The organism is Ruminococcus flavefaciens (assembly GCF_900119075.1).
Taxonomy (GTDB): Bacteria; Bacillota; Clostridia; order Oscillospirales; family Ruminococcaceae; genus Ruminococcus; species Ruminococcus flavefaciens_Q.
This window is the reverse complement of the sequence record NZ_FPIP01000002.1, coordinates 382,914-408,640: the sequence shown is the minus strand read 5'-3', so window position 1 is coordinate 408,640 and position 25,727 is coordinate 382,914. Positions and strand designations below refer to the sequence as shown.

Annotated in this window: 23 protein-coding genes; 18 read left to right on the top strand and 5 right to left on the bottom strand. The window is 43.8% G+C overall.

The window, feature by feature from the left end:
• Nucleotides 1–32: 32 nt before the first annotated feature.
• A complete protein-coding gene (locus tag BT105_RS04620; protein WP_072299648.1) occupies nt 33–1,202 on the bottom strand; it encodes a GGDEF domain-containing protein in 1,170 nt (389 codons plus the stop codon).
• A gap of 346 nt (nt 1,203–1,548) precedes the next feature.
• Here BT105_RS04620 and BT105_RS04615 point away from each other — a divergent pair, with 346 nt between their 5' ends.
• Nucleotides 1,549–1,959 (top strand): VanZ family protein, encoded by a 411-nt coding sequence (locus BT105_RS04615; RefSeq protein ID WP_072299647.1) that lies wholly within the window; start codon nt 1,549–1,551, stop codon nt 1,957–1,959.
• 45 nt (nt 1,960–2,004) lie between these two features.
• Here BT105_RS04615 and BT105_RS04610 read toward each other — a convergent pair whose 3' ends face one another.
• Nucleotides 2,005–2,349, bottom strand: a complete 345-nt coding sequence (locus BT105_RS04610) for a hypothetical protein (protein ID WP_072299646.1) — start codon at nt 2,347–2,349, stop codon at nt 2,005–2,007.
• 777 nt (nt 2,350–3,126) lie between these two features.
• On the opposite strand from BT105_RS04610, the gene BT105_RS04605 reads away from it, so the two are divergent.
• Genes BT105_RS04605 through BT105_RS04550 form a run of 12 tightly spaced genes read left to right on the top strand, consistent with a single transcriptional unit; the run spans nt 3,127 to nt 15,722 of the window.
• On the top strand, nt 3,127–4,329 hold the full coding sequence (locus tag BT105_RS04605) for a DegT/DnrJ/EryC1/StrS family aminotransferase (RefSeq protein WP_072299645.1): 1,203 nt from the start codon (nt 3,127–3,129) through the stop codon (nt 4,327–4,329).
• Nucleotides 4,330–4,361: 32 nt separating this feature from the next.
• On the top strand, nt 4,362–5,024 hold the full coding sequence (locus BT105_RS04600) for a sugar transferase (protein ID WP_177243927.1): 663 nt from the start codon (nt 4,362–4,364) through the stop codon (nt 5,022–5,024).
• A gap of 11 nt (nt 5,025–5,035) precedes the next feature.
• Nucleotides 5,036–5,641 carry a GNAT family N-acetyltransferase gene (locus BT105_RS04595; RefSeq protein ID WP_072299644.1) on the top strand — a complete coding sequence of 202 codons (606 nt, stop codon included), beginning with the start codon at nt 5,036–5,038 and terminating at the stop codon, nt 5,639–5,641.
• 10 nt (nt 5,642–5,651) lie between these two features.
• Nucleotides 5,652–6,776 carry a glycosyltransferase gene (locus BT105_RS04590; RefSeq protein WP_072299643.1) on the top strand — a complete coding sequence of 375 codons (1,125 nt, stop codon included), beginning with the start codon at nt 5,652–5,654 and terminating at the stop codon, nt 6,774–6,776.
• A 12-nt stretch (nt 6,777–6,788) separates the two neighbouring features.
• Nucleotides 6,789–7,952, top strand: coding sequence for a hypothetical protein (locus BT105_RS04585; RefSeq protein WP_072299642.1), 1,164 nt, complete (start codon nt 6,789–6,791; stop codon nt 7,950–7,952).
• On the top strand, nt 7,945–8,883 hold the full coding sequence (locus BT105_RS04580) for a glycosyltransferase (RefSeq protein WP_081367790.1): 939 nt from the start codon (nt 7,945–7,947) through the stop codon (nt 8,881–8,883). The genes BT105_RS04585 and BT105_RS04580 overlap by 8 nt, the downstream gene beginning before the upstream one ends.
• Nucleotides 8,880–10,331, top strand: a complete 1,452-nt coding sequence (locus tag BT105_RS04575; RefSeq protein WP_072299640.1) for a lipopolysaccharide biosynthesis protein — start codon at nt 8,880–8,882, stop codon at nt 10,329–10,331. The genes BT105_RS04580 and BT105_RS04575 overlap by 4 nt, the downstream gene beginning before the upstream one ends.
• Nucleotides 10,328–11,545, top strand: coding sequence for an ATP-grasp domain-containing protein (locus tag BT105_RS04570; protein ID WP_072299639.1), 1,218 nt, complete (start codon nt 10,328–10,330; stop codon nt 11,543–11,545). The genes BT105_RS04575 and BT105_RS04570 overlap by 4 nt, the downstream gene beginning before the upstream one ends.
• 14 nt (nt 11,546–11,559) lie before the next feature.
• Complete coding sequence (locus tag BT105_RS04565) at nt 11,560–12,504, top strand: aspartate aminotransferase family protein (protein WP_072299638.1); 945 nt, start codon at nt 11,560–11,562, stop codon at nt 12,502–12,504.
• The gene (locus tag BT105_RS04560) at nt 12,497–13,027 is read left to right on the top strand and encodes a GNAT family N-acetyltransferase (protein WP_072299637.1); all 531 of its coding nucleotides are present in this window, start codon (nt 12,497–12,499) and stop codon (nt 13,025–13,027) included. Before BT105_RS04565 ends, BT105_RS04560 begins: the two co-directional genes overlap by 8 nt.
• Entirely contained in the window at nt 13,020–14,138 is a 1,119-nt protein-coding gene (locus tag BT105_RS04555; protein WP_072299636.1) for a DegT/DnrJ/EryC1/StrS family aminotransferase, read from the top strand. Before BT105_RS04560 ends, BT105_RS04555 begins: the two co-directional genes overlap by 8 nt.
• A 51-nt stretch (nt 14,139–14,189) precedes the next feature.
• Nucleotides 14,190–15,722 (top strand): tyrosine-protein kinase domain-containing protein, encoded by a 1,533-nt coding sequence (locus BT105_RS04550; RefSeq protein WP_072299635.1) that lies wholly within the window; start codon nt 14,190–14,192, stop codon nt 15,720–15,722.
• A 307-nt stretch (nt 15,723–16,029) separates the two neighbouring features.
• On the opposite strand, the gene BT105_RS15250 is transcribed toward BT105_RS04550, so the two are convergent.
• The 3 genes from BT105_RS15250 to BT105_RS04535 form a co-directional block, all read right to left on the bottom strand.
• On the bottom strand, nt 16,030–18,087 hold the full coding sequence (locus BT105_RS15250; RefSeq protein WP_072299634.1) for a dockerin type I domain-containing protein: 2,058 nt from the start codon (nt 18,085–18,087) through the stop codon (nt 16,030–16,032).
• A gap of 160 nt (nt 18,088–18,247) precedes the next feature.
• Complete coding sequence (locus BT105_RS04540) at nt 18,248–19,027, bottom strand: dockerin type I repeat-containing protein (RefSeq protein ID WP_072299633.1); 780 nt, start codon at nt 19,025–19,027, stop codon at nt 18,248–18,250.
• Nucleotides 19,024–20,061, bottom strand: a complete 1,038-nt coding sequence (locus tag BT105_RS04535) for a radical SAM/SPASM domain-containing protein (protein WP_081367789.1) — start codon at nt 20,059–20,061, stop codon at nt 19,024–19,026. The genes BT105_RS04540 and BT105_RS04535 overlap by 4 nt, the downstream gene beginning before the upstream one ends.
• A 273-nt stretch (nt 20,062–20,334) precedes the next feature.
• Here BT105_RS04535 and BT105_RS04530 point away from each other — a divergent pair, with 273 nt between their 5' ends.
• The 5 genes from BT105_RS04530 (at nt 20,335) to BT105_RS04510 (ending at nt 25,604) form a co-directional block, all read left to right on the top strand.
• On the top strand, nt 20,335–21,825 hold the full coding sequence (locus BT105_RS04530) for a nucleotide sugar dehydrogenase (protein ID WP_072299631.1): 1,491 nt from the start codon (nt 20,335–20,337) through the stop codon (nt 21,823–21,825).
• A 159-nt stretch (nt 21,826–21,984) separates the two neighbouring features.
• On the top strand, nt 21,985–22,545 hold the full coding sequence (locus BT105_RS04525; RefSeq protein WP_072299630.1) for an RNA polymerase sigma factor: 561 nt from the start codon (nt 21,985–21,987) through the stop codon (nt 22,543–22,545).
• Nucleotides 22,532–24,316 (top strand): hypothetical protein, encoded by a 1,785-nt coding sequence (locus BT105_RS04520; RefSeq protein WP_072299629.1) that lies wholly within the window; start codon nt 22,532–22,534, stop codon nt 24,314–24,316. The genes BT105_RS04525 and BT105_RS04520 overlap by 14 nt, the downstream gene beginning before the upstream one ends.
• 160 nt (nt 24,317–24,476) lie before the next feature.
• A complete protein-coding gene (locus BT105_RS04515) occupies nt 24,477–24,881 on the top strand; it encodes a hypothetical protein (protein ID WP_072299628.1) in 405 nt (134 codons plus the stop codon).
• Nucleotides 24,882–25,079: 198 nt separating this feature from the next.
• Nucleotides 25,080–25,604, top strand: coding sequence for a hypothetical protein (locus tag BT105_RS04510; RefSeq protein WP_072299627.1), 525 nt, complete (start codon nt 25,080–25,082; stop codon nt 25,602–25,604).
• Nucleotides 25,605–25,727 lie beyond the last annotated feature (123 nt).

Sequence of the window (25,727 nt, the reverse complement as noted above, 5' to 3'; positions counted from 1 at the left end):
GCTTTATGCCTGTTTGCTTTGATATTGTACTTTTACTTAGTATCTTCCGTCGGCTTTCTTCTGCCGTGGAATATCTCCTTCTGGATATACAGCTTTTCATCTGCCTGTGCTATCAGCTGTGCGGCGGTAATAGCTCCCGAGCGGCAGGTAGCACAGCCCGTACAGACCGATATAGTCGGGATAAGGTCGGCGCATTTTTCGCGGAGAGCGTTCACCTCGCTCTGTATAGCCTCCTGAACCTCTGCCTCCTCGCTGACTATAAGCACAAATTCATCGCCGCCGTATCTGGCACAGAATCCGTGAAGCTTATCCGAAACATTATGCAGAGCGTCCGCAACGAGCTGGAGCGTTCTGTCTCCCACTATATGACCGAATTTATCATTGACCTGCTTGAAGTCGTTGACATCTATCATATGTATCCAGAAAGGCTTTTCCTCCGTAGCACCGTGTATCATGTCCTGCAAAAAGATCTCCATACGCCTGCGGTTATTGAGTCCTGTTAAGGCGTCGGAGTATATCTCGCTGTTCTGTATCTCAAGGAACGCAAAATGTATTGGCAGGAAAATTCCAAGGGAAACGATAGGAGAAAGGGGCAGGATACCCTCCAATATCGCAGTTGCCGAGGGTATTATTATAAACAACAGCGGCAGACGGTATTCTTTTTTCAGCTTTACCTGCTTGTTTGAAAAGCTCTGCGCAAAGGAGTATATTCCGCTGCCGAAAAGCTGTATAAAAATAAAGATAATATGTACGATATAGCCGTCTGCAAACTGGAATATATCATTTTCGTCGATATAGAAATAAAATCCATTAAAAACAGAAGCTATGGTGATCATGCAGTCTACGGCTGCAATAGCGTAGTGCATTCCCATAAGGAGCTTCATATTCTTCGATTTATTCTGGTCGATACGGTAGATAACGAATATGCACCAGCCTAAGGTCAGAAGCGTTACTGCAATAAGTCCAACAGTATTGGTCAGCTTGTTCAGCGTAGTATTGAACGGCACAAGTCCGCCCTGTCCCAGCGCCCAGAAAATGTCGCTCATAAGGTAGATTATGAAAAACAGTGCCATTCCTCTGAAATGCCGCATTTGCAGGTCTGTACCAACGTTTTTGTTAGCCTTGACGATGATGCCGATAGAAAAGAATATGCAGAACATCTCCGTTATCACGTAAGAAATATAAATAGCAGAGCCATTCATCTGAATCCCCCCTATAATTCAGAAATTTATTATTACAGAAATTTTGCAAACAGTTCTTCTTATATTATATAATATCATATTAATGTATTGAAGATATTGTTTATTTTGTAAACAGTTGCATTTTTTTGATATTTGTAGCATTTTACAACAAAGTCTGCTTCTGATTGGTAAAAGTGTCCCATTAGCGAACGGATTTAAACATCAGCAAGCCAACTCAAAATTTTCACTTCTTAATCCATGACTGTTTGCCTTGACATTAGCACCGATACAGTGTATAATAATCCTTGTTTGCAAAAATCGTCTTTTTTCGGGAGGAATAGATATAATCAAGAAAATACTGCTCATTTTGCTGAGGCTTCTGTCGATACCCTATGTGTACGGCATCCTGCTCATAACGCTGATATGGAGAACCCCCACATACACCCATAACTTCAAGCCGCCTTTCTGGGAAATATCCCAGCTTATAGGCGGAAACAGGCATATGCTTTTCGATATAATCGGGAATATACTCCTGCTTTTTCCGCTGGGATTCTTTCTGCCAATATGGTTCAGAAAGGCTGACAAGCCGAAAAAAGTCGTCCTTATATGCTTTTTTGTCTCGGTCGCTATCGAGATAACACAGCTTCTCACCACACGGGGATATTTCGAGACTGACGACCTGCTCCACAACACTATCGGAGCTCTTATAGGAGCGCTTATAGGCTGTTCCCTTGCAAAACGGCTGTATTCGGACGATAAAAAAGCTCAGCAAAAATAAAAACAGCCTCCTTATGCGGAAAAGCGCAAAGGAAGCTGTATTTTTTTAGCCGTAAATGCTCATATATTCAAGATCATAGGTAACGCTTTCAATTTCGGATCTGGATCTTTCAGATTCTTCCATATCCTTGAGAATAGCGTTTATTTCATCTTCGAGGCTGTCATAATATGGCTTCAGGAAGAAGTTCATAAGGTTCTCAGGATCTTCAAGAGCGTTGCTCTTTATAAACTCCTGAACCTCTGCATCATTTTCAAAACACGGCACATTTACATTTTCTTCTTTATCAAAAATATCCTCGGGAAGAGAGGAAAGAGCTACGTAAATAGTCTTTTCAGGCAGGAATTTGCGAAGCTCAGCCAGAAAAGTCCTTACCTTGATATTAGTGTTCATAAATATCACCTCATCATAAAAATTTGATAATTTCTACTTGTATCCATCATAAAAATATATAATGCGATATAAAATAGAATAAAGTGTAAAAACTGTGATAAAAATTACTGTCAGGAAAATTCCTCACATAATACCGTGCTTTAACTTTATATCGATATTATACCACTGCACCTCTAAAAAATCAACAAAAACTATACCAAATAAATAAAAAACCGCTTTTTTTACAAGAAAAACGTACGCTGATTGTATAATGTGAATAATGCGGCGAAGCTATTTTTATTACATTACGTATAATAAAAACGACACATAATCTTTTGTATTATTTTTGCCTATTCTCCGAGCAAAATCTCCTGATAACAGATGTGCATAAAAAATCATATAAAAATAATATATGCCATACAAAGAAAAATAATTAAAACAAGTTACACAGCGTCGACTAATTGTTAAAAATACATGGCGGATAATATTAAATTCACATTTGTTGCAACGCTGTCACAATTATTGGTGACGTTTTGAAAGAAAGAAGCAATATTTGGTCATCTGGGAACAGCTTGTTTCGATAATTTGAATACTGTCAGCTATACCTCGAGTGTTATTTTTATGTAATATTACGAATAGACAAATTTTGGGTTGACATCCCCATATAAATATGATATAATAACTCGAAAAATACGAATCGTAACTAATTGTTTGGATTATACTAATAGTTAACGGATTTTGATTTGGGATTAGATCAAGCAAGTGACTGTATCTTTTATTTTTTTGGAGGGAATTATTATGAAAGTTTCATTTTCACCACCGGATATTTCGGTCCTCGAAATTCACGAGGTATGTGAAGCACTGAAATCAGGCTGGATAACCACAGGACCAATGACTAAGCGCTTTGAAAAGAACATCGCCGAAATGATCGGCGTTAACAAAGCCTGCTGCCTTAATTCACAGACTGCCTGTGCTGAAATGGCATTAAGACTTCTCGGCGTAGGCGAGGGTGACGAGGTCATCACAACTGCTTATACATACACTGCAACTGCTGCTGTTGTATGCCATGTAGGTGCTAAGCTGGTGCTCGTAGATACTATGCCAAACAGCTTCGAGATCAATTACGATCAGGTCGAAAAGGCTATCACAGAAAAGACCAAGGTAATCATTCCTGTTGACCTCGGCGGCGTACCATGCAACTATGCAAGACTTTTTCAGATAGTAGAAAGCAAAAAGTCTCTGTTCAAACCTAAGAACAAGATACAGGAGGCTATCGGACGTATTGTTATCAGCGCTGATACTGCTCATGCTTTCGGCGCAAAATGGCGCAATATGAATGTCGGCAATATCGCTGATTTCTCAAGCTTCAGCTTCCACGCTGTAAAGAACCTCACTACCGCAGAGGGCGGTGCTCTTACATGGCGTCCTATCGACGGTATCTCAGATGAGGAGATATATCATCAGCTCCAGCTCTTCAGCCTCCACGGTCAGAGCAAGGATGCACTTGCAAAGACTCAGCTGGGCGCTTGGGAGTATGATGTTGTCGGAACATGGTACAAGTGCAATATGACTGATGTGGCTGCTGCTATCGGACTCAAGCAGCTTGAGAGATATCCCCGTATGCTTGACCTCAGACATCAGATAATCAACTACTACGATGAGGCTCTCCACGAGATCGGTATCGAGACTCTCCCCCACTACACCAACGAGTACTCATCTTCGGGACACCTCTATATCACAAGAGTTCCGGGTATATCCTTAGAGGAGAGAAACGAGATAATCACACGCATGGCCGAGCAGGGCATTGCGACAAACGTACACTACAAGCCCCTTCCTATGCATACAGCATACAAGAACCTGGGCTTCGATATTGCTGATTATCCTAACGCTTACGAGCACTTCAAGAACGAGATAACACTTCCGCTTCACACCTGTCTTACCGGTGAAATGGAAAACTATGTAGTAAGCAATTACGTAAATATAGTAAAGGATTACCTTTGATACTGCGCCGCTGGGAAGATCTCCCTTCATTCATGAAAACGGAAGAGGTAAGACCGTATTGGGAGATATTATGGAAAAAGCGCGGACATCTGGCAGTAAAGCGTGCATTTGATATCGTCACCGCACTTTTTCTGCTGATGATAGCAGCGATACCGATGATGATTATCGCTGTAATGATAAAGCTGGATTCAAAGGGACCTGTGCTTTATCGTCAGGAAAGAGTAACTACATACGGAAAGCGTTTCCGTATACATAAATTCCGTACTATGGTACAGAATGCCGACAGAGTGGGTTCAGCTGTTACCGTAAGCAATGACAACAGAATAACCCGTGTCGGCTCTATGCTCCGCGGACTCCGTCTTGACGAGCTTCCGCAGCTCATCGATGTGCTTCAGGGCACTATGAGCTTTGTGGGTACCCGTCCCGAAGCTTCAAAATATGTGAAAATGTATCGTCCCGAATTCAACGCTACACTTCTTATGCCCGCAGGCATAACAAGCGAGGCTTCTATCAGATACAAGGACGAATATAAGCTTTTAAGCGCTTCAGAGGACGTTGATAAAACTTATATAGAACAGGTGCTCCCCGGAAAAATGGTGTGGAACCTTAATTCCATTGAACGTTTTTCATTTTTCCGCGAGCTGCTGACTATGGTCAGAACTGTTCTTGCTGTTTTAGGAAAAGAATATGATTGAGGAGTTGTCAGATGGTCACCATCAGAAAAATGTCCGCGTCAGAAGAGAAAAGCATCAGGAAGCTTTCAAAGCTCCATACCCGTGCATTTCCTGATTTCTTCCTCACACAGCTCGGTGTGGGATTTCTTGACGCTCTGTACAAGGGTTATCTGAATGACGAAAGGTCGGGCATAATAGTTGCCGAGGACAACGGCAGACTTGCAGGCTTTATCGCTTATTCCTATGATTACCCGAATTTCTACAAGGGACTGATAAAGCATCATCTGCTTAGATTCGCTTTCTGCTCACTGGGAGCGGCTGTCAGACACCCTTCATTTATCAAAAGACTGCTTGGAGCTTTTAAGAAAAGCGATTCAGTAGTCAAAACAGAAAAATACGTTGAGCTTGCTTCTATATGCGTTGAACCGAAAATGGGCAAGCAGGGCATAGGCTCTAAGCTCATCGATCACCTCAAGGGTATGGTGGACTTTGATAAGTACGCCTATATAAACCTTGAAACAGACGCCGTAAACAACGACGCTGTAAATAAATTCTATGTAAAGAACGGCTTTAAGCTGGCAGGAAGTTATTTTTCTCCCGAGGGCAGAAAAATGAACGAATACAGATTCGGGGGCTGAGGGGGCTGAAATGTCAGTGAAAATGCTTTATATCCTTAATCTTGCGGAAAAAGTCAATAATTTCTCATATTCCGCAATGATAGCTGCACAAAAGCTGGGTATCGAGTTCTCTATCGCAGGAAACTGGGGATATCCAAACGACGCAGCAAGAGAAGCCGATGAAAAAAAATACGGTATAAAGATCTATCAGGTCGATTTTATTCGCACTCCCTACGATCCTCGTAACTATAAGGCTTATCGTCAGATAAAAGCCATTATGGAGCGTGAAAAATTCGACCTGATACACTGTAATACACCTATAGGCGGCATAATCGGAAGATTAGCCGCAAAAAAATGCAGGATCAAGACCGTTATTTATCAGGCACACGGATTTCATTTCTATAAGGGTGCACCTTTCATCAACCGCGCCCTGTTCTATCCCGTAGAAAAGTTTTTAGCCAAGTACACCGATGTTCTTGTAACTATCAATAAGGAGGACTTCGGTATAGCCAAGACCTTCAAGCTCAGGAACGGCGGCGAGGTACACTATGTTCACGGCGTTGGCATAGACCTTTCCGTTTATGACGGCATAGCAGAACACAGAGCTAAAAAGCGTGAGGAGCTCGGTCTCGGAAGCGACGATATCGCTGTTATATCGGTGGGCGAGCTCAATAAAAACAAGAACAATATAGTCATTGCACAGGCTATGGCAGAGGTAAACAACAAGGATCTCCATTATTTCCTGTGCGGCGTAGGTCAGGAGGAGGCTGCGATAAAAAGCTTTGCCTCAGAGCACGGACTTACGGATAATATTCACTTTCTCGGCTACAGGAATGATGTCAAGGAGCTTTTGTCAGCCTGCGACATCTTCGTAATGCCCTCTTTCAGAGAAGGTCTTTCACGCTCGCTTATGGAGGCTATGGCCTGCGGTCTGCCCTGCGTTGTCTCGAAAATACGCGGCAACACCGACTTAGTGCCAAAGGGCGGCGGTCATCTTTGCTCACCTTCTTCCTCAGCAGAATTTGCAGAGGGATTAAGAGACTGCATTGCATCGGACAGAAAGGCTATGGGCGCACTGAATATGCAGTCCGTAAAAAATTTCGATATCAGCATTGTAATTGCTGAATGGGAAAAGATCTATAAAGATGTTTTATAAGGAATTATTGTTATGACCAGAACGGATAACAAGGTATCATTCAGCTTATCTTCGATATGCTTTCTGATATATTTTCTGTTAAAGCCGTTTTATCTTTTTGACAGCGGCACCCTGCAGCTGGGCGATTTCTTCCTGCTGCTTTCCTTTGCCTTTCTGGTATATGAGAGGAAAAAAGGACTTAGAAACGAGGATCAGATATTCGAGCTATTCCTCGTCTGCGTTTTTACTATCAACTTTATCTATTTTTTCATATATCACGGCAGTGAATTCCTGAAATCCTGTCTGTATTATGTATTCAACTTCATTGTTATACTGTGCTTCAGGCACTTTATGTACGACAAGAAATGGCTGAACGCCCTCGGAGTTGTATGCAAATTCAACCTTCTGATACAGCTGGCGATATTCCTGCTCCACAGGGGCGCCTACTGGGAGGGCACATACAGATACATGGGAACCTATACCGATCCTAACCAGATGGGATTCGCGGTAGTTTCCACGCTGGCGATACTCTTCCTGCTCAAGGACAAATGGAAATACCTGTACGTCCTTGTAGCGGCACTGCTTATAGTTCAGACCTCGTCGGGCGGTATGCTCATAACCCTCTGCCTGCTGGTAGGTCTCGACGCTATGATAATACTGAAAAAAGCTATGGATAACGGCGGTATATCCTATACATTATTATTTATTATAATATTCGGTATCGGAGCTGTTATCATTCTCATTATGGCAGATATCATCCATATCGACTGGGCTCACTTCCGTATTTCAGATAAGCTCCACAGCAACAATTCTGTGCTCCAGAGCTTTATCAACGACAGAGCGCTCAATGTCGCTCAGGAACACCCCGAGTACTTCCTTTTCGGATACGGCGAGGGCTTCTCCTTCCCGAGATACGGACACAGTGAGGAGCTCCATTCAACATGGATATCCCTGTGCTATTATTACGGAGTTCTCCCCTTCTTTATACTTCTTGCGTGGATATACTCCAATCTAAAGCATATAAAACTGGAAGTCGTGCCTGTGTACGTTGCCATATTCCTTGAGGCATTCACACTCGCAAATCACAGACAGGCTTCATTCTGGATGATAATCCTGCTTGCAAATGTATGCTGCCGTGACGACAGCGCTTATGAATATAACAATGAATCAGAAATTGAGGAGATAAAAAGTGCATAATTGTTTAGTGACGGTATTTTGTCTCGCATATAACCACGAGAAATATATCAGAACTACCTTTGAAGGTTTTATCAAGCAAAAAACCACATTCAAATTCAAGGTCCTTGTACACGATGACTGCTCAACAGACAGTACTCCCGAAATAATCAGGGAGTATATGGAGAAGTATCCTGATATGTTTGAAGCCATTTTACAGGACGAAAACAAATATCAGCAGGGCATAGATATCGAAGACAGATATATACTTCCAAAAATCACCACCAAGTATGTGGCATCCTGCGAATGCGACGACTACTGGACTGATCCAAATAAGCTGCAAATGCAGGTGGATTACATGGAAAAGCACCCTGACTGCTCTCTTTGTGTGCATAACACAGAGAAAATACTCGAAAACGGCGAATCCACGGGAAAGAGCTTCAATCCCTCCCGCAAAGAGCAGGATTACACTTTCAAGGATATCGCTCTTTCAGAGCCGTCAGCATACTTCCATTTCAGCTCGCTCATGTGGAGAAACGATACTTTCAGGGAGAAAAATCCCGCCTTTGAAATGAGGGGTATCGGCGATTATCCTATGGCGCTGTATTTCGCTTCGATAGGCTATATCCACTACATACCGAGGATAATGTCCTGCTACAGACTGAATTCCATCGGCTCATGGTCGTCTATGATGGATTCGGACAACAGCAAAAAAGTAACTCAGCATAAAAACATTATCAAGGGCTTCAAGTCAATAGATGAATTTACCAAACAAAAGTACTCATCTATTATCAAAAAGGCTATAAACCGCGAGGAAGCCAAGATAATGGTGCTCGAGGACAAGTATTCTTCTCTGCTCACTTCGCCGCGCTGCTTTGCTGCATTATGCAGAACTATGACTCATAAAACAGTCAGAAAGCTGAATGATAGGATACAGGCGGTGCACAGGAAATGAAAAGAGACACAGTAGTTACTAACCTAATCTGGAGACTCGGAGAACGCTTCGGCGCAAAGATGGTGCAATTCCTTGTACAGATGATCCTTGCGAAAATGCTTGCTCCCGAGATATGGGGAACTATCGGTCTTATCCTCATATTCATCGAGGTATTGCAGGTATTCATCGAAAGCGGACTGGGAAATGCTCTCATTCAGAAAAAAGACGCCGACGACCTTGACTTTTCCACCGTATTCTACTTCAACTGCGTGATATGCGGTGCGGCATATCTGCTGATGTTCTTCGCAGCGCCGCTGATAGCGTGGTTTTATAAAGCTCCCGAGCTTACATCTGCTATCAGGGTAATGAGTCTGGTGCTTGTTGTTTCGGGACTGAAAAACGTTCAGCAGGCATATGTCAGCAAAAATATGCTGTTCAAGCGATTCTTCTTTGCAACGCTTATCGGTACTGTGACCGCCGCTGTAATAGGAATCGCAATGGCGTACTTCGGCTTCGGACTGTGGGCTATCATCGCTCAGAATCTCATAAACGTTACCATTGATACCTGTATCCTCTGGATAACGGTAAAATGGCGTCCGAAAAGAGCCTTTTCTTTCCAGCGCCTGAAGCAGCTCTACTCCTTCGGCTGGAAGCTCTTTGCTTCATCTCTCATGGAGGTCATCTACCTTAAGCTGAGAGGTCTTATAATAGGAAAAAAATATTCCAAGGAGGACCTTGCGTATTATACCTACGGCGAGTACTTCCCTCAGTTTATAACGAGTATCCTCAATTCCTCCATAGACAGCGTACTGCTGCCGTCTATGTCAAGCGTTCAGGATTCGAGGGAAAATGTTAAAAATATGACAAGACGAGCCATAAAGATAGGTACCTACATACTCATGCCATTCATGGTGGGTATCATGGTTTGTGCAGGACCTGTAGTAAGGATAGTTCTGACAGAGGATTGGCTGCCTGTAATACCTTACCTCAGGATACTGTGTATCTCCTATGCTTTCATGCCAATACATACCGCAAATCTAAACGCTATAAAGGCTATCGGCAGAAGCGATACATACCTCAAGCTTGAAATTATCAAGAAATTCGTGGATTTCGCTTCTATACTTGCAACAATGTTCATATCTGTAAAAGCTATGGTATATGGTGTACTTGTAGCGTCTATCATCAGTCAGGTCATCAACGCATGGCCGAACAAAAAGCTGCTGGGCTACAGCTACCTTGAACAGGTAGCGGATATGATACCTCAGATAATCGCGTCAACTATAATGGGCGCTGTTATATATCTCATCAACCTTGTGGATATCCACTATCTGCTCATGCTGGCAATTCAGGTACCATTAGGCGTTATAGTATATATCATCTGCTCAAAGCTGATGCATATCGACAGCTTTGATTACCTGCTTGATGTTATAAAAAGTCTCTTAAACCGAAAGAAGGATAAAGAAATATGAAAAAACTTATGATACTGGGCGGATCGGCTTTCATACTCCCCGTCATCGAAAAGGCTCACCAGCTGGGCTGCTACGTAATTACCTGCGATTATCTCCCCGATAATATCGCTCATAAGTATTCCGATGAATACTGCAACGTAAGCGTTATCGACAAGGAGGCTGTTCTCGAAGCTGCTAAAAAGCTCAATGTAGACGGCATCATCTCATTTGCCTGCGATCCGGGCGTTGCTTCGGCAGCTTACGCAGCAGAAAAAATGGGACTTCCCTTTCAGGGACCATACGAATCAGTAAAAATTCTTCAGGATAAGGGACTTTTCCGTAAATTCCTTACCGACAACGGCTTCAACTGCCCTCATTCAAAGAGCTACAGCGACAAGAATGCGCCTTTCAATGATATCGACTTCTTTGACTGGCCTGTTATCGTAAAGCCTGTTGACTCAGCAGGCAGCAAGGGCGTTACAAGAGTTGACGATCCTGCAAAGCTTTCCGAGGCTATTGATATTGCTCTGGACTGCGGTCACAACGGACAGTTCATCATCGAGGACTTCATCACATTCAAGGGCTTCCACAGCGACGGAGACTTCTTCACAGTGGACGGAAAGATAGTATTCGGTCCATTTGCAGATCAGCTCTTCGACAAGCAGGCTGTTAATCCATACACACCTGCTATGCTGATATGGCCTGCTACAATGTCAGCCGATGACGACAAGGCGCTCCATGATGACCTCCAGAGACTTATGGACCTGCTCAATATGAAAACAGGTATCTATAACATCGAAGCCTGCGTAGGCGCAAACGGCAAGCCCTACATCATGGAGGTATCTCCCCGCGGAGGCGGCTGCCGAATCGCTGAGATACAGAATATGGCATACGGCGAAAATGCTGACCTTATCGAGAATGAGATAAGAAAGGCAGTAGGACTCCCTCTTACAAAGATAGAGCAGGGCAAGTGCGACGGTCACTGGGTACAGTTCGATATCCATTCCGATACAGACTGCGACCGTATCCTCAAGGCTATCACCATTGATCCCGAGATAGAAAAGAACAACGTAAAATACACTATGATAACTGCTAAGGCAGGCGATGTTGTAAAGCCGTTCACAGGCGCTAACATGACTCTCGGTGACCTGTTCCTGAGATTTGACACCCGTGAGGAGCTTGACAAGGCTATGTCCGATCCGTCGCAGTGGCTCAAGATCGAATATCAGGACTGAGCAAATGATAATATATGAAAGAGATAGGCGGATACATCGAGTTTGAGACCTTTCATTCGGATATGCTGTATGATGACGGCATTAAGCTGAACTGCGGAAGAAACGGCTTTGCATATCTTATTGAGAGCAGAAACATCAAAAAAGTACGCTTCCCGAAAATGATGTGCGATTCAAATGACAAGGTGCTCAGCAAATATGATTTGAATGTGAGATATTACTCCATAGGCAGTGACCTGAAAATGGAGGATATCACTTTAGATGAGGATGAATGGCTGTACGTGGTGAATTACTACGGTCAGCTCACAGACGAATATATCATGTCGCTGAAGAAAAAATACGACAGGATAATTCTTGACAATGCGCAGGCATATTTCCACAGCCCTGTAAAGGGCATAGATACTGTCTATACCTGCCGAAAATTCTTCGGAGTCGCCGACGGAGCCATACTTTACACCGACGCCAAGCTTGACAGACAGCTCCCTGTTGACGAATCCTTCGGAAGAATGAATTTCCTTCTTGGCAGATTCGAGAGAACAGCCTCCGAGTTTTACGGTGAATATGCCGCAAACAACGATATGTTCTTCGACGAGCCTGTCAAGAGAATGTCACGGCTTACGGAGAATATCCTCCACGGGATAGACTACGGTCTTATCGAAAGGAAAAGAACGGAAAACTTCAGGACCTATCATGAGGCTTTCGCTTCCGTAAATAAGCTGGAGCTAAATATCCCTGCCGGAGCTTTCATGTATCCGCTGTATATCGAAAACGGCAAGGCCATAAGAAAGAAACTACAGGATATGAAGATATATATCCCCACATTATGGCCTAATGTACTTGAAAACTGCACTGAATCAGATGCAGAATACGACATGGCAGAAAACATACTCCCTCTGCCCTGCGATCAGAGGTATTCACACAACGAAATCAAATATGTAATCGAGGCGATAAACAATGTATAAACTCCGCGAATTGGAAAGCAGGGACCTTGCCACAATAAACTCATGGAGAAACGATCCCGAGCTGATAGGACATCTCGGCGCACCCTACAGATACATCAACCTGAGAGTTGACGAGGAATGGTTCGAGAATTATATGAGATCACGGGCAAGGAACGTGAGATGCTCTATCGTTGACGAAAACGACGATGTGCTTTACGGTCTTATCAGTCTTACAAATATAGATCAGTTCAATCAGTGCGCCGAGCTTCACCTGATGATCGGCGATATCGCACAGCGCGGCAAGGGTATCGGCACCTTTGCTGTAAAGGAACTTCTTCACCACGCATTTATAAATCTTAATCTTCACAGAATAGAGCTTGCTTGTCTGGCTTCAAATGCTGTTTCAGCAAAGCTGTATGAGAACTGCGGCTTCGTAAAAGAAGGCGTTAAGCGCAGAGCTGTGTTCAAGCATGGCGAATATATAGATATGTATCTGTATTCTATTCTTAAAGAGGAATATATGGAGATAAAAGGAAATGAATGATAATATTTTGGTTACCAGATCCTCAATGCCCGATTTTGAGGAATACTGCAACGAGATAAAAGGTATGTGGGACAGCCACTGGCTCACAAATATGGGCGAAAAGCATATGCAGCTCCAGAAAGAGCTTGAGGAAAGATTCGACGTTCCTCACGTTACACTTTATACCAACGGACACCTTGCTCTGGAAAATATAATCGCTGCTATGAACCTGCCAAAGGGCGGCGAGGTAATAACTACGCCCTTTACATTTGCTTCAACTACACACGCTATCGTAAGAAACGGACTTACTCCCGTATTCTGCGATATCAACGATACAGACTACACCATAAATACAGAACTTATCGAAAGGCTCATCACAGACAGTACCTGTGCTATAGTTCCTGTTCATGTATACGGCAATCTCTGCGACGTTGAAAGGATACAGAAGATAGCCGACAAGTACGACCTCAAAGTAATATACGACGCTGCTCACGCTTTCGGAGTTACATATAAGGGCGAAAGCGCTGCCCGCTTCGGAAACGCTTCAATGTTCAGCTTCCACGCTACAAAGGTATTCAATACTATCGAGGGCGGTGCACTCTGCTTCAAGGATGACAGTCTCGTTCAGAAGCTCAACGATATGAAGAACTTCGGCATACATGGTCCCGAGGACGTTGCATACATCGGCGGAAACGCCAAGATGAACGAGTTTCAGGCTGCTATGGGTATATGCAACCTGAGACATATCGACGAGGAGATCGAAAAGAGGCGCAAGGTCACAGAGCTTTACAGAAGCCGCCTCGAAAACGTCAACGGCATCAAGCTCTGCAAGCCCCAGAAGGACGTTAAGCCAAATTATGGATATTTCCCTGTTGTGTTCGACGAAAAGCTCTTCGGAGCAACAAGAAACGAGGTATTCAAGGCTCTTGCTGAAAACGGCATAAATGCAAGAAAGTATTTCTACCCCATTTCCAATACATTTGAATGCTTCCACGGAAAGTACGATGTAAACCAGACTCCCGTTGCCCTCCATGTCAGCAAGCGCGTGCTCACACTTCCGCTGTATGCTGACCTCAGCGAGGAGATAGTTGAAAAGATATGTGATATAATACTTGGCTTGAGAAAAAGCTGATGAAATATCATTGAAAGCTGAAAAAATCCACTTTTTAGAAAGGCTGAAACCATGAGGAATGATGAAAAAAACGTAATTGATTTTAAGGAGATCTTTTCGCTGATCTTCAGAAGATTATGGCTTATAATCCTTTTCGCCCTTTGCGGCGGTATAATTGCTTTCTGCGTATCCAAGTATTTCATCACACCAAAGTACGAAGCACACCTTAACCTTTATGTCCAGAGCAGTGCTGCCATTGTCAAGAACGGCAGCTCTGCAAGCGAAAAAGGAAACGACGTAAACAACCTGAAACAGCTCACAAATACTTATATCGAGGTTCTCAATGACGACCTCGTTATGCAGGATATGAGCAGCGAGCTTATAAAAAGATTCGGCGAGGACAGGATAAAACCTGTTTTCACTATCGACAAGGAACACAATATCCCTGCCGATGAGCTCCGCAGCACTATCTTTATCGAGAGCGTTCCCGATACTCTCGTTCTCAAGCTCAAGGTAATAACCAAGGATCCCGAGGTATCCGTTGCTATATGCAACTACTTCGCAGTATACTCCGACCAGTACCTCCAGAAGGCTATCGGAAGCGAGTGTATTGCCAAGTATATGACATGGGCAAAGTACAACGATGTCCCTGTTTCCCCTAACAAGGTCAAGAATACTGCTCTCGGTATGGTAGCAGGCATACTCATTTCACTGCTCCTCGTATTCTTAATGGACTTCTTTGACGATTCTGTAAGAAACGTAAATACTCTCAGCAACAGATACAACACAGCCGTTATCGGTGAGGTCGGACACTTCAAGACCAAGTTCAGAAGCGGCGAAAAGAAAAGCCGCTTTGTCAGCCTCTTCAACAAATACGTTCCATTTACTGTTGTTGAGAATTACAAGGCTATCCGTACAAGTATAATCTACTCACTTTCATCTTATGACAAGAAGATCATCTCTGTTTCATCAGCAGAGCCATTCGAGGGAAAATCCGTTACTGCTGCAAATATCGCTATTACCCTTGCACAGGGCGGCAACAAGGTGCTCCTTATCGACGCTGACCTGAGAAATCCTGTTCAGCACGAGATATTCCGCATAAGCGAGAAAAAAGGTCTTGCAAACGCTCTTACCAATATTTCCGACCTTGACAAATGCATAAAGAAGACCTTTATGGATAAGCTGGATATCCTCTCCGCAGGCGACGCTGTAGCTAACCCGTCAGAGCTGGTAGCTTCCGAGAATATGGATAAGCTCCTCGAAAAGCTTGAGGAAAAGTACACATACATCATTATCGATACACCTGCCGTAAACTTCTTCACCGACGCAGTTGAAATCGCAAAGAAGGTATCGGGTATGATAATGGTTGTAAGATACAAGGAAACATCTTCTGCCGATATCGACTCTGCAATGAGCAGAATTGAGTTCTTCGAGGCAAATATGCTGGGCTTCATCATCAACGATATGAAGACCAACAAGAAGTATACCAAGTTCGTTGCTCCGAACAGAAGCATTTTACCTGCTCCGAAGATGACAGACGCTCAGTTACAGAACAAAAACATCAATAAAAACAGAAATACAGGCAGCAGTAAGCCTAAGAGATAATAAAAATCAGCGATACACATTATCATAATACTTATACAGAAAATTTATGTTTATTATTGAGAGAACCCCTTTTGAAAAAGGGGTTTTCTCGTATCTGTTTCAAGACCGTTATTTCATTTTTTCTATAATAGAGCCCCAAAAATAACTTGCCCCTCTGTACGACTACAGAGGGGCTCTATTATAGAAAAAATCAGCTAAAAGTCTTTGGAAGGGGGGATGGGGGAGAACCTTTCCTCAGAAAGGTTTCCCCCGATAAATAAATATAAACTTTTATATAAGTATTGCGGTTATAGTGTATCGCTGATTTTTATTGCTGCTTCATGAAGTTTTCCATTGTTTCGACCTTTGCCTTAGCGGTAGATACGTAAGCGTAATAAGACAGGATATAAGAAGCGTCAACGGCATTTATATTACCGTCGCGGTCAACGTCAGCCGCTGTCATCTGCTTGTCGCTGAGGTCGCCCTTTTTATTGGTTGAGTTCATTGCATAATAGGTCAGGACTGTTGAAGCGTCAACTGCATTTACCGCCTTGTCGTTATTGACGTCGCCAAGCGAATAATCTGCTGTTATCTCGGGCTTTACAGGTCTTGTGGTAGTTGTCGCAGCTGTAGTTGTTACAGGTGGCGCAGTAGTTACAGTAGTCTTGGGATTTTCAGGGATAGTAAATTCTGCCGAGGTCTTGTTTACCTCCAGCATTCTGTTTATCATCTCGGTGTACTCTGTGCGTGTAGCCTTTCCCTTTGGATCAAGACGGCGTTCTTCCTTTGGAGCGCCTTCCTCGCCCTTGCCTTCCATGATATGCCATGTGCAAGCCCAGCATATAGCCTCCCAGTGGTCGAAGTCAACATCGAAATAATCCATGAAATCGTCGCTTCTTCCGAAATCGATAGCTCGCTCATAATTCTTGTATTCAGAATATCTCATGAGCATAAGAGCTGCGTCCTCTCTTGTCACCCATTTGCCAACGCCGAAGGTATCTGAAAGAACATTCGGATAACCGAAGAACATGGAGTTCTTCTCGCCCCAGAGAAGGGCGTTCTCATACCATGCGCCGTGCTCTACGTCCTTGAATCTTGACTTCAAGCCGCTTACGCTTGGCTTTCCTGCCATTTCATAGAGAGTCTGCACAGCTGCTTCACGGGTTATGAGCTGACTTGTATCTGTTATGTTGTCATCGTCGGAAGCATATTCAACAGCAGCAGCCTTTGGAGTTTTATCAAGCTTTACTTTGTTATCAAAGGCGATGAAGAAGATATTGTCTCCGCCTGTGGAGGTATCTCCGCCGTAATCTATCTTCCATGCGTGGAATTTGCCGTAGTTCCAGATATCCTCATCCTTTCCCTCGTTGTGAGTCTTTATGAGGAACGGATTGTAGCCGATATCAAGCTCGGTAAACTCGTTTATGAAAGCCTGCAAAAAGCGCAGATTCGGATTGTGTGACAGGTCGAGACCTGTCAGCTCGTTCTGCATACAGTCAAGGTAGGCAAGCTTGGGATTTTTTGATACATCAATACTTTTAAGCTTATTATATGAGCATATGAGCTTGTTAAGCTCTGGATTATGGCTGACATCAACGCTTGTGGCGTTATTGTTGGAGCAGTTATAGTATTGCAGTCCCGGGCACTTGCTGACGTCGATACTTCCTAAATCCGGGTTATCCCATACATCAAGCCTTTTCATCAGCGGACAGCAGGTAACGTCCAGCGTCTTGAATTTATTTCTGAACGCGTCAAGGTGCTGCATTCGTGGATTATGGCTGAGGTCAAGCTCTGTCAGCTCACAGTCTCCGCACATAAGGTGCTCCAGCACGGGGTTGTGGCTTACGTCTATCTTTTTCAGCGGATTTGAGTTGCACTCGATATAGGACATCTCGGGATTCTGCGCAACGTTCAGCGAGGTCAGCTTACAGTCATAGCAGTATACCCACTGCAACGTCGGAGTTGATGAGAAATCCAGCGAGGTAAAGAGATTTCCCGAGCACCATATGCCTGTTATCTGCTGATTCTTACTGAGGTCCATGGTGGATATCTGGTTATCCATGCAGTAAAGTCCGCGGAGCTCCGTGATATACTCTATACCCTGCAAGGACTTGATATTCATGTTGTTGCACCAGATGTTTCTTGCAACAAGAAGCTCATCTGCGTCTAAGGTGCCGTTTTTATCCTTATCAAAGGCGCTGGAGATATACGACCTGAAATTCGGATCTGGAAAGGTCGTTGCATTGACCTTTACGGGTTTGAGATTCGAGGTATAGTCCGCCGCATACACAGCTGAGGGCTCAGACGATACTGAAAATGTTGTGGAAAATGGAACAAAAGCTGTTACAGCCGCTATAAGAGCAGCCGCAAGTTTATTAAGTTTCATTGTTATCACCTGCCGTTTATATTATTTTTTTGCAGCCATATGGCTTTTACTCATTATATCATTGTATAATGGTAATTTCAAGACATATTTTGTGCTTTTTTCAAAAAAACGCTCCGACTGTACATCGCAAATACAGTCGGAGCTTGTTCTATTGCCTTTATTATTTGTCAAACACTCTTTCAGCGTCATATCTCATCTGCTTCAAGAGCTCGCGTCTCATGACTACAAGGTCGAAGATGTTTATCTCTCCGTCCTTACACATATCAGCCTGATACCAGTCATATATCTTTGCATCGGGCATATGCAGGATATATCTCTGAAGTGTGATGATATCCGCAACATTGAACTCAAAGTCACCATTTGCATCACCCGGAATATCGGCCATCTCGCCCATAAGCGGCGGGATCTCCTCCTCAGATGTGGTGGTTGTAGTCACTATCGTAGTAGTGGTCGCGGCAGTCATCGTTCCCATGAACGGCGGTATTTCCTCAGCAGTTGTTGTCGAAGGTCCCATCATTCCTCCTGCAAAAGAAGGAATAGTAGTAGTGGTGGTCGTCGTTCTCGGAGCAGTCATAGTGCCTGCCAGAGGCGGAAGAGTTGTGACTGTTGTAGTAGTTTCAGGTGCTATATCTCCCATAAGAGGAGGTATAGTAGTCGTTACAGGCTCTGCAATAGAAGTACCCACTATTGTGGTAGTAGTTACCGGCGGCTTTGTAACAATATCATAGGGAGCTTCTGCTCCAACGATAGGGGGATCCTCTTCATCAGGAAGAGCCATTACGCCTGCCGTCTCAGGCATCTCTGCATAGTCGGCGTCAGACATTGTCATCTGACCTGACAGCTGTATGTTCTCTTCCGAGGAAACATAAGTCGCGTTCACTGTAGCGCTGACAGTTACAGCAGCTAAAAGTGACGATATCTCTTTCGTAAACTTTCTCATATCTTATTACCTCCATTTTCTTTAGCGATAATTTCAAGTGCGGTCAGTATATGCACCTGTTCCTCCATGCAGGCGGCTTCGGAAATATCCCTTACCGTGCCTGTTGTTGCCATTTTTCGGCAGGCGCATGAGTTTCGGCAGTATTCCGCTATCTCACAGCCCCTGCACCGCTCCGAGACCATTGAATAGTCGGGGTGCTCTTTTCTTGCTTTTTCAGCCTGTATCCCCACGAAAACATCGCCGCAGCGGTATTCGGGTATGTTCTGGAACTGAACGCAGGGATAAAAGCTTCCGTCCCAGTTTATGAAAATCTTCTTTTTGCATATCTCGCAGAGACTTCTCTTGTTTTCCCTGATATTCTTCTTTTTTACAGCCAGCTCGTACACGAAAAGGTCGGGTATCTCCGCTATTTTGCGCCACTGCTCCCTCATTATATCGCCGAAGCTGTCGGCGTCGTCGGGAACGAGGAATGCGTCCATAGCCGCAGAGACCTTTTTCACGCCCATGTTTTTCAGGTACATGATATTATCGTACAGCTCGGGAAGAGTCTGCTCCGTATAGACAAGCTGGACAAGAGTCTCGGGCTGATATTTCAGCAGTAATTTCAGATTAGCGTCAAGGAGCGCCGTATCAGCGCCTCTGTCGGTACATTTTATGCCGTCGTGAGACATATTGATGATTATTTTTCTCTCAGCGCACCATTTGATGAAGTCCTCGTCAAGGAGAGTTCCGTTGGTGGTGATGACAAACTCTTTCGCAGTAAGGTTCTCACAGTAGAATTTCACCGTATCCTTATAGAGAAGGGGTTCGCCGCCGAAAAGATAAACTGTACCTGCATTGTTCTGACTTTTTATGTAATCAGCAATTTTATCACGGGTTTCATCGTTTATACAGCCGTATTCCGTGTTAAGGTGTCTTTCATAGCAGTAACTGCATTTAAGATTGCATTTGTTTGTAATGCTGATAGTATAATCCAGAATTACCACCTCTCTCCCCTGTATATCTGTTCTTGCTATCAGTATAATACATATCATGGGAAATTGCAATATATTTCATAAATAATTAAGTAATAAAGCCAAAAATCAGCCAATGCTGCATGGCTTTCACCTATTAGACGTTTGAAAATGCAGAAACTCTCACCTATTTCACGAAAAAAATCCAAGATTTTTCAAGCGTGTTTTTGTATGTTTTATACAAAAATATATTCCAAGCACAATATTGACTTTACTATTAACATTTGATATAATATATGCATATACTAATACAACAAATTGTCATCAAAAACGACATTATATAGGAGAGATATCATGAAACATTTATCATTGGAGAAGCTTGCGGAAACAGTCATCGCCAGAAGAAAAGCCGCAGGTATGTCACAGACTGCCCTGTCTGAAAAGACAGGCATAAACCGAACCATGTTCACAAGGCTCGAAGCCGCCGATTACAGCCCCTCTGTAGACCAGCTCCTTGCGCTGTCCGAGGTTCTGGGCTTTGACTACACCGACCTCTTTGTTGAGGACTCGGCAGAGGTCATGACTGTCCCGCGAAAAAAGGTAGCCGTTGCAGGAACAGGCTACGTCGGACTTTCCCTTGCTGTACTGCTCTCTCAGCACCACGACGTTACCGCTGTGGATATAATCCCCGAAAAGGTGGAAAAGCTCAATAACTGGACAAGTCCCATACAGGACGATTATATCGAGAAATACCTCGCCGAGCATGAGGAGCGTAAGCTCTCCCTCAGAGCTACAACCGACGGCGAAGCCGCCTATAAGGACGCAGATTTTATCATCGTTGCCGCTCCCACAAACTACGATCCCAAGACTAATTTCTTTGACTGCTCCGCTGTTGAAGCAGTCCTTGAGCTCATAAAAAAAGTCACGGCTGACCATAAGAAAAAGCCCACTGTCGTTATAAAATCAACTATCCCTGTGGGCTACACCATGCAGGTGCGCGAGAAGCTGGGCATGGACAATATCATATTCAGCCCCGAATTTCTCCGTGAATCAAAGGCTCTCTATGATAACCTCTACCCGAGCCGTATCATAGTGGGCTTTGACGAGGCAAACAAGGAGTCCGCAGAGACCTTTGCGGCTATGCTTCAGCAGGGCGCTGTAAAGACGGATATCCCCGTGCTTTTCATGGCTACCACAGAGGCTGAGGCTACAAAGCTTTTCGTGAACACCTATCTTGCTCTCCGCGTGTCATACTTTAACGAGCTTGACACCTATGCAGAGGTCAAGAATCTCAACACCGCACATATTATAAAGGGAGTCTGCCTTGATCCCCGTGTGGGAGACTACTACAACAACCCGTCCTTCGGATACGGCGGCTACTGCCTGCCCAAGGACACAAAACAGCTCCTTGCAAACTATCAGAACGTACCTCAGAATATGATGACGGCTATCGTTGAGAGCAACAGGACGCGAAAGGACTTCATCGCCGACAGAGTGCTCGAAATGGCAGGCGGCTACAGCTATATGTCAAATAATCAGTTCGACAGCAGCATGGAAAAAAACGTTGTTGTGGGCATCTATCGTCTTACTATGAAATCCAACAGCGATAACTTCCGTCAGTCCTCTATTCAGGGCGTTATGAAGCGCATCAAGGCTAAGGGAGCTACTGTAGTCATATACGAGCCTACCCTCGAAAACGGCAGTACCTTCTTCGGCTCGCTGGTAGTCAACGACCTGAAAAAATTCAAGAAGATGTGCAGCTGCATAGTCGCAAACAGATACAGCAGCGTCCTCGACGATGTTGCAGAAAAGGTCTACACCCGTGACCTTTTCAAAAGAGACTGAATCACAGCATAATCAACAAAGACGCAAGCGCTTATTACTGCAAACTGCACAAAGTTTGGATTTTTACAAAAAATTGCAGAAATAAGCGCGTAGTTTTTTCTTCTCATCCCGTCTAATAAGTGAAAGCTCAGGAACAGGCTTTCAGAAAGGAGTAAGTCTATGGACAACGGTGCAAGTAGCTACCGCCGTTTTCTTGACAATGGTGATGTACAAGGATTAGATGAGATCATAATAGAATACAGCGACGGTCTGATACTGTACCTGGCAAGCATAGTCGGAAACGTTCAGACGGCGGAAGAGCTTACGGAAGACACTTTTGTCCTGCTCGGCACAAAAAAGCCGAAGTATAAGGAAAAAAGCTCCTTTAAGACATGGCTCTACGCCATAGGCAGAAATATTGCGATAGATCATCTTCGCAAATATTCAAAAAAGAACTGTGTTTCTATTGATGATACACCTGAACTGACAGACGATGAGGCTGCTGTCGAAGAAGCCTACATCAAAAAAGAGCAGCAGATAACAGTGCACAAGGCAATGCGAAAGCTGCCACAGAAATATCAGCAGGTGCTATGGCTCATTTATTTTGAAGGATTCAGCAACAAAGAGGCTGCAAAGATAATGAAAAAGAGTCTGCGCAGTCTGGAATCTATCCTTTACCGTGCTCGTAAATCACTCAGATCACAGCTTGAAACGGAGGGTTTTGAATATGTTGAAACATGAAGAGATGATCGAGAATGTACACCGCCGCATAGCTCAATATGAGGAGGAGAAGAAAATGAAACATTCTACATTCAAAAATATTATTTCTGCCATAAAGCCAAACACCAAAAAAGAAGAGACAAAAACAAGTGAAGACGGATATATCGAAGTAGTCAGCGGCACTGAACGCATTGAGACATCACATCGTATGCTGCGCATGGTAAGCACTCTCGCAGCAGGAGCTGTGCTTGTAACAGGCATAGGCGCTACAGGTCTGCTCCTTAACAAGAATAAGCCGCAGAAATCATCTGAGACAGATAATAGTACCATTTCTACGGAAGCAGAAGAAATAACACAGTTCACTAATGAAGAAAACAGTAAGGTCTCACCATTCGGTGATATGGGAAAAGCGAATTTAAGTTTAAGTATCCTTCACGAGGAGATCTCATTTGATGATTATGAAGATTATTCAAGCGCTACCTATGACAGACTCGCAAAGTTCATGAACTCTCTTGACTGGGGTGAAGGCACAGATGTCGAGCCGATAGATATCCCCGATTTCTATAAATATGAGGGCGAAGGATATATTATCACCTGGAATAAAGCTGATATTAATTACTCTGTAGTTGTTCTTGATAATGAAACAGTGTATTATATAGTGCAAAAGTGTCAGCCAAACAACGGTTACTTTGATTATAACTATATCGAAAGCCATATTTATAAAATCGATTATGCAGCATTTGACGCAGGCGTAAAGGATATACTCAGCCAAAACGTGTCCGATAAGGGCGAATATCTGTCACAGAGAGACCTGATGAAGTATTTCGACGGAGAGTTCTTATATGCCGAGCTGTACCTTGAAAAGACCGGCAGCAGTGAAATAGTAAAACCTGAAAAAGAGTCAACAAGAAAAGCTCTTGAAGGCTTCCTCGAAAATGATTTCATGCATATGCTGAAAAAAGGCGACTCAACCGATAATGAAAACAGCGAAGCAGATTACACCATTGTGCGTTACTATAAGACAGGTGACGATACAGAACGCAGAGAGACCTATTTTATCACGAATAACGGTTCTGTCAGCCTCTGTGCGTATGTCATCGCCAACGGCGATTCAATACCGCAGTTCCCTGTGAATTTTTCCATTGATGTCAAAGAGTTTGACGCTGCGCTCAATGACGTTTTAAGCGGCAAAAATGATGCAAAGTATGCTGACAAACCCAAGCATGAGACCGAGAACAAAAATAACACAGAAAAACACGAGGACGTTCAGCCAACAACCGAAAAGCAAGAGCAGCAAACAACTGCCGCACCTGATGAGCGTCAGGAACAGCAGATACCTGAAAATACCGAGCCCGCAACAGTTTCGGAAGAAAATGATGAGCCTGAAGACCGAAGAGATGTTTTCCTTTCCGCAAAAACGGGCGTCTATATCTGGGATAAGAACGATAAGCTTATCGCTTCGCCTAAAACCCATGACTTCGCAGCCCTTAACACTTTCTCCAAGGAGAAGCTCGATCCGTTTCTTGATATGGTAATGCCTGTTCCAACTGACATAGAAGCTCAGGACTGGGCTGTAGAATATAATATTTTAAGAAAATATATAGATAAAGACGGAAAGCTCAAATATTCAAACTACTATATACACAAATACGGTCATATGCTGGTATACTACTATGAATTTGAAAACGGCGAATGGTGGCCTTACGGCTCTGACGGCTGCGGTATTGATTACGCAGAGGTCAAGGCAATGCTCGACGAAGTACTTGAGAGTTCCAAATTACCAAAAGAATAAATAAAAACACGAACAAAGAAAGATATATATATCAAGGGACGGCTGCTGCCGTCCCTTTTGATATACATGAGCTTTTGCGTTTTTCTCTTGCATTTATGGCGCTTCAATGATATAATATATCTATAATACTTGTTTTTCACCCAAAATGAAAGGATATCCCATGAATATAATAAAATACCCGTCAGCAGAAGCCGTGACAAGGGCAATGGCAGCAGATGAGCCCCTCCTTGTCCTTATTTCATTTGACGGCAAAACAGCTGTGATGAGTCAGGTCGACGAAGCCGTCGAGCACCATGTACTTCTCCTTAATACAGGATTCAAGGATACGGATATAGACAAATTCTTCTGCATAGTCCTTGATCGAAGCGGAGCTGACTGGACATTTGTTTGTCCGCCCGACTACAAAAACATACCATTCAAGGATAAGCGCATTGAAGCCTTCTATAAGGACGGCTTTGCAGTCATCTCTGATTTTCTGCACTCTATAGGCTATCTTGTGGGAATAAATATCCCCAAGCGCTACAGCCGTCATTTTGATGTTCTCGGAGATAACGACAATTTATGAGCGCTGTTTTAAAGCCCTCTCCTGCTGAAATAGCAAGAGAGGGCTTGTTTTATGTCCTTTTGGCTGACAAATTCTGCATTTGTTCAAAGCAAACAATGAGCTCCTGAAAATTTTAGTAAAAATGCAGATTGAAGCTGCTCTGCCTATATGTTAAAATAAGGATATAAATTTAGCTTAATGCCAAAGGAGGACTATATTATGGGACTGTTTTCAAAGCTTCTCGGTGAAAATTCCGAGCTGGGAGGACTTATCAAGGACGTTGCCAACGCTATCAAGCAGGAGTCTGTAAACCTGCACGAAAACGAGGAGACCAAGACCGAGACCACCTACGGAAACGACAATGCGGAAGTCATCGAAACTGACCGTAAGACAGGTCCTTCAGGCTTTTCATGGGGACCTGTTATGCCCCTCGACGAGAATCAGTATAACTTCAACGGCACCTACAAGGAATACTTCGACCATGTATTCCGAAGCGATTTCCCTAACTATCACATAGAATCAGTTGACGTAAACGGCGGCAGGACTACCGTGTTTACCTTCTGGAACGGCGATAAAAAGGCGCTTGTGGTGGAGCTTCTTTCAAGGAAGAGCTCAGTATACAAGCTCCGCGCCGACTGCAAGGCAGAGGGTATACCCTATCTTCGTTTTTACTACGACTATGACGGCTGGTGGAACACCAGAGAGTACGTGAAACACCGTGCCAGCAACGCCCTCGGGCTATAAACCGAAAAAAACAGAAAGAGAACGCTTTGCGCCTGCGGCGGATCAGGCACGGTTCAGCACAGAGCTTCGCAGGCAGCCGAACCGTGTACGGTCTTGTACATCCAAGAATTTTCTTGGATTTAA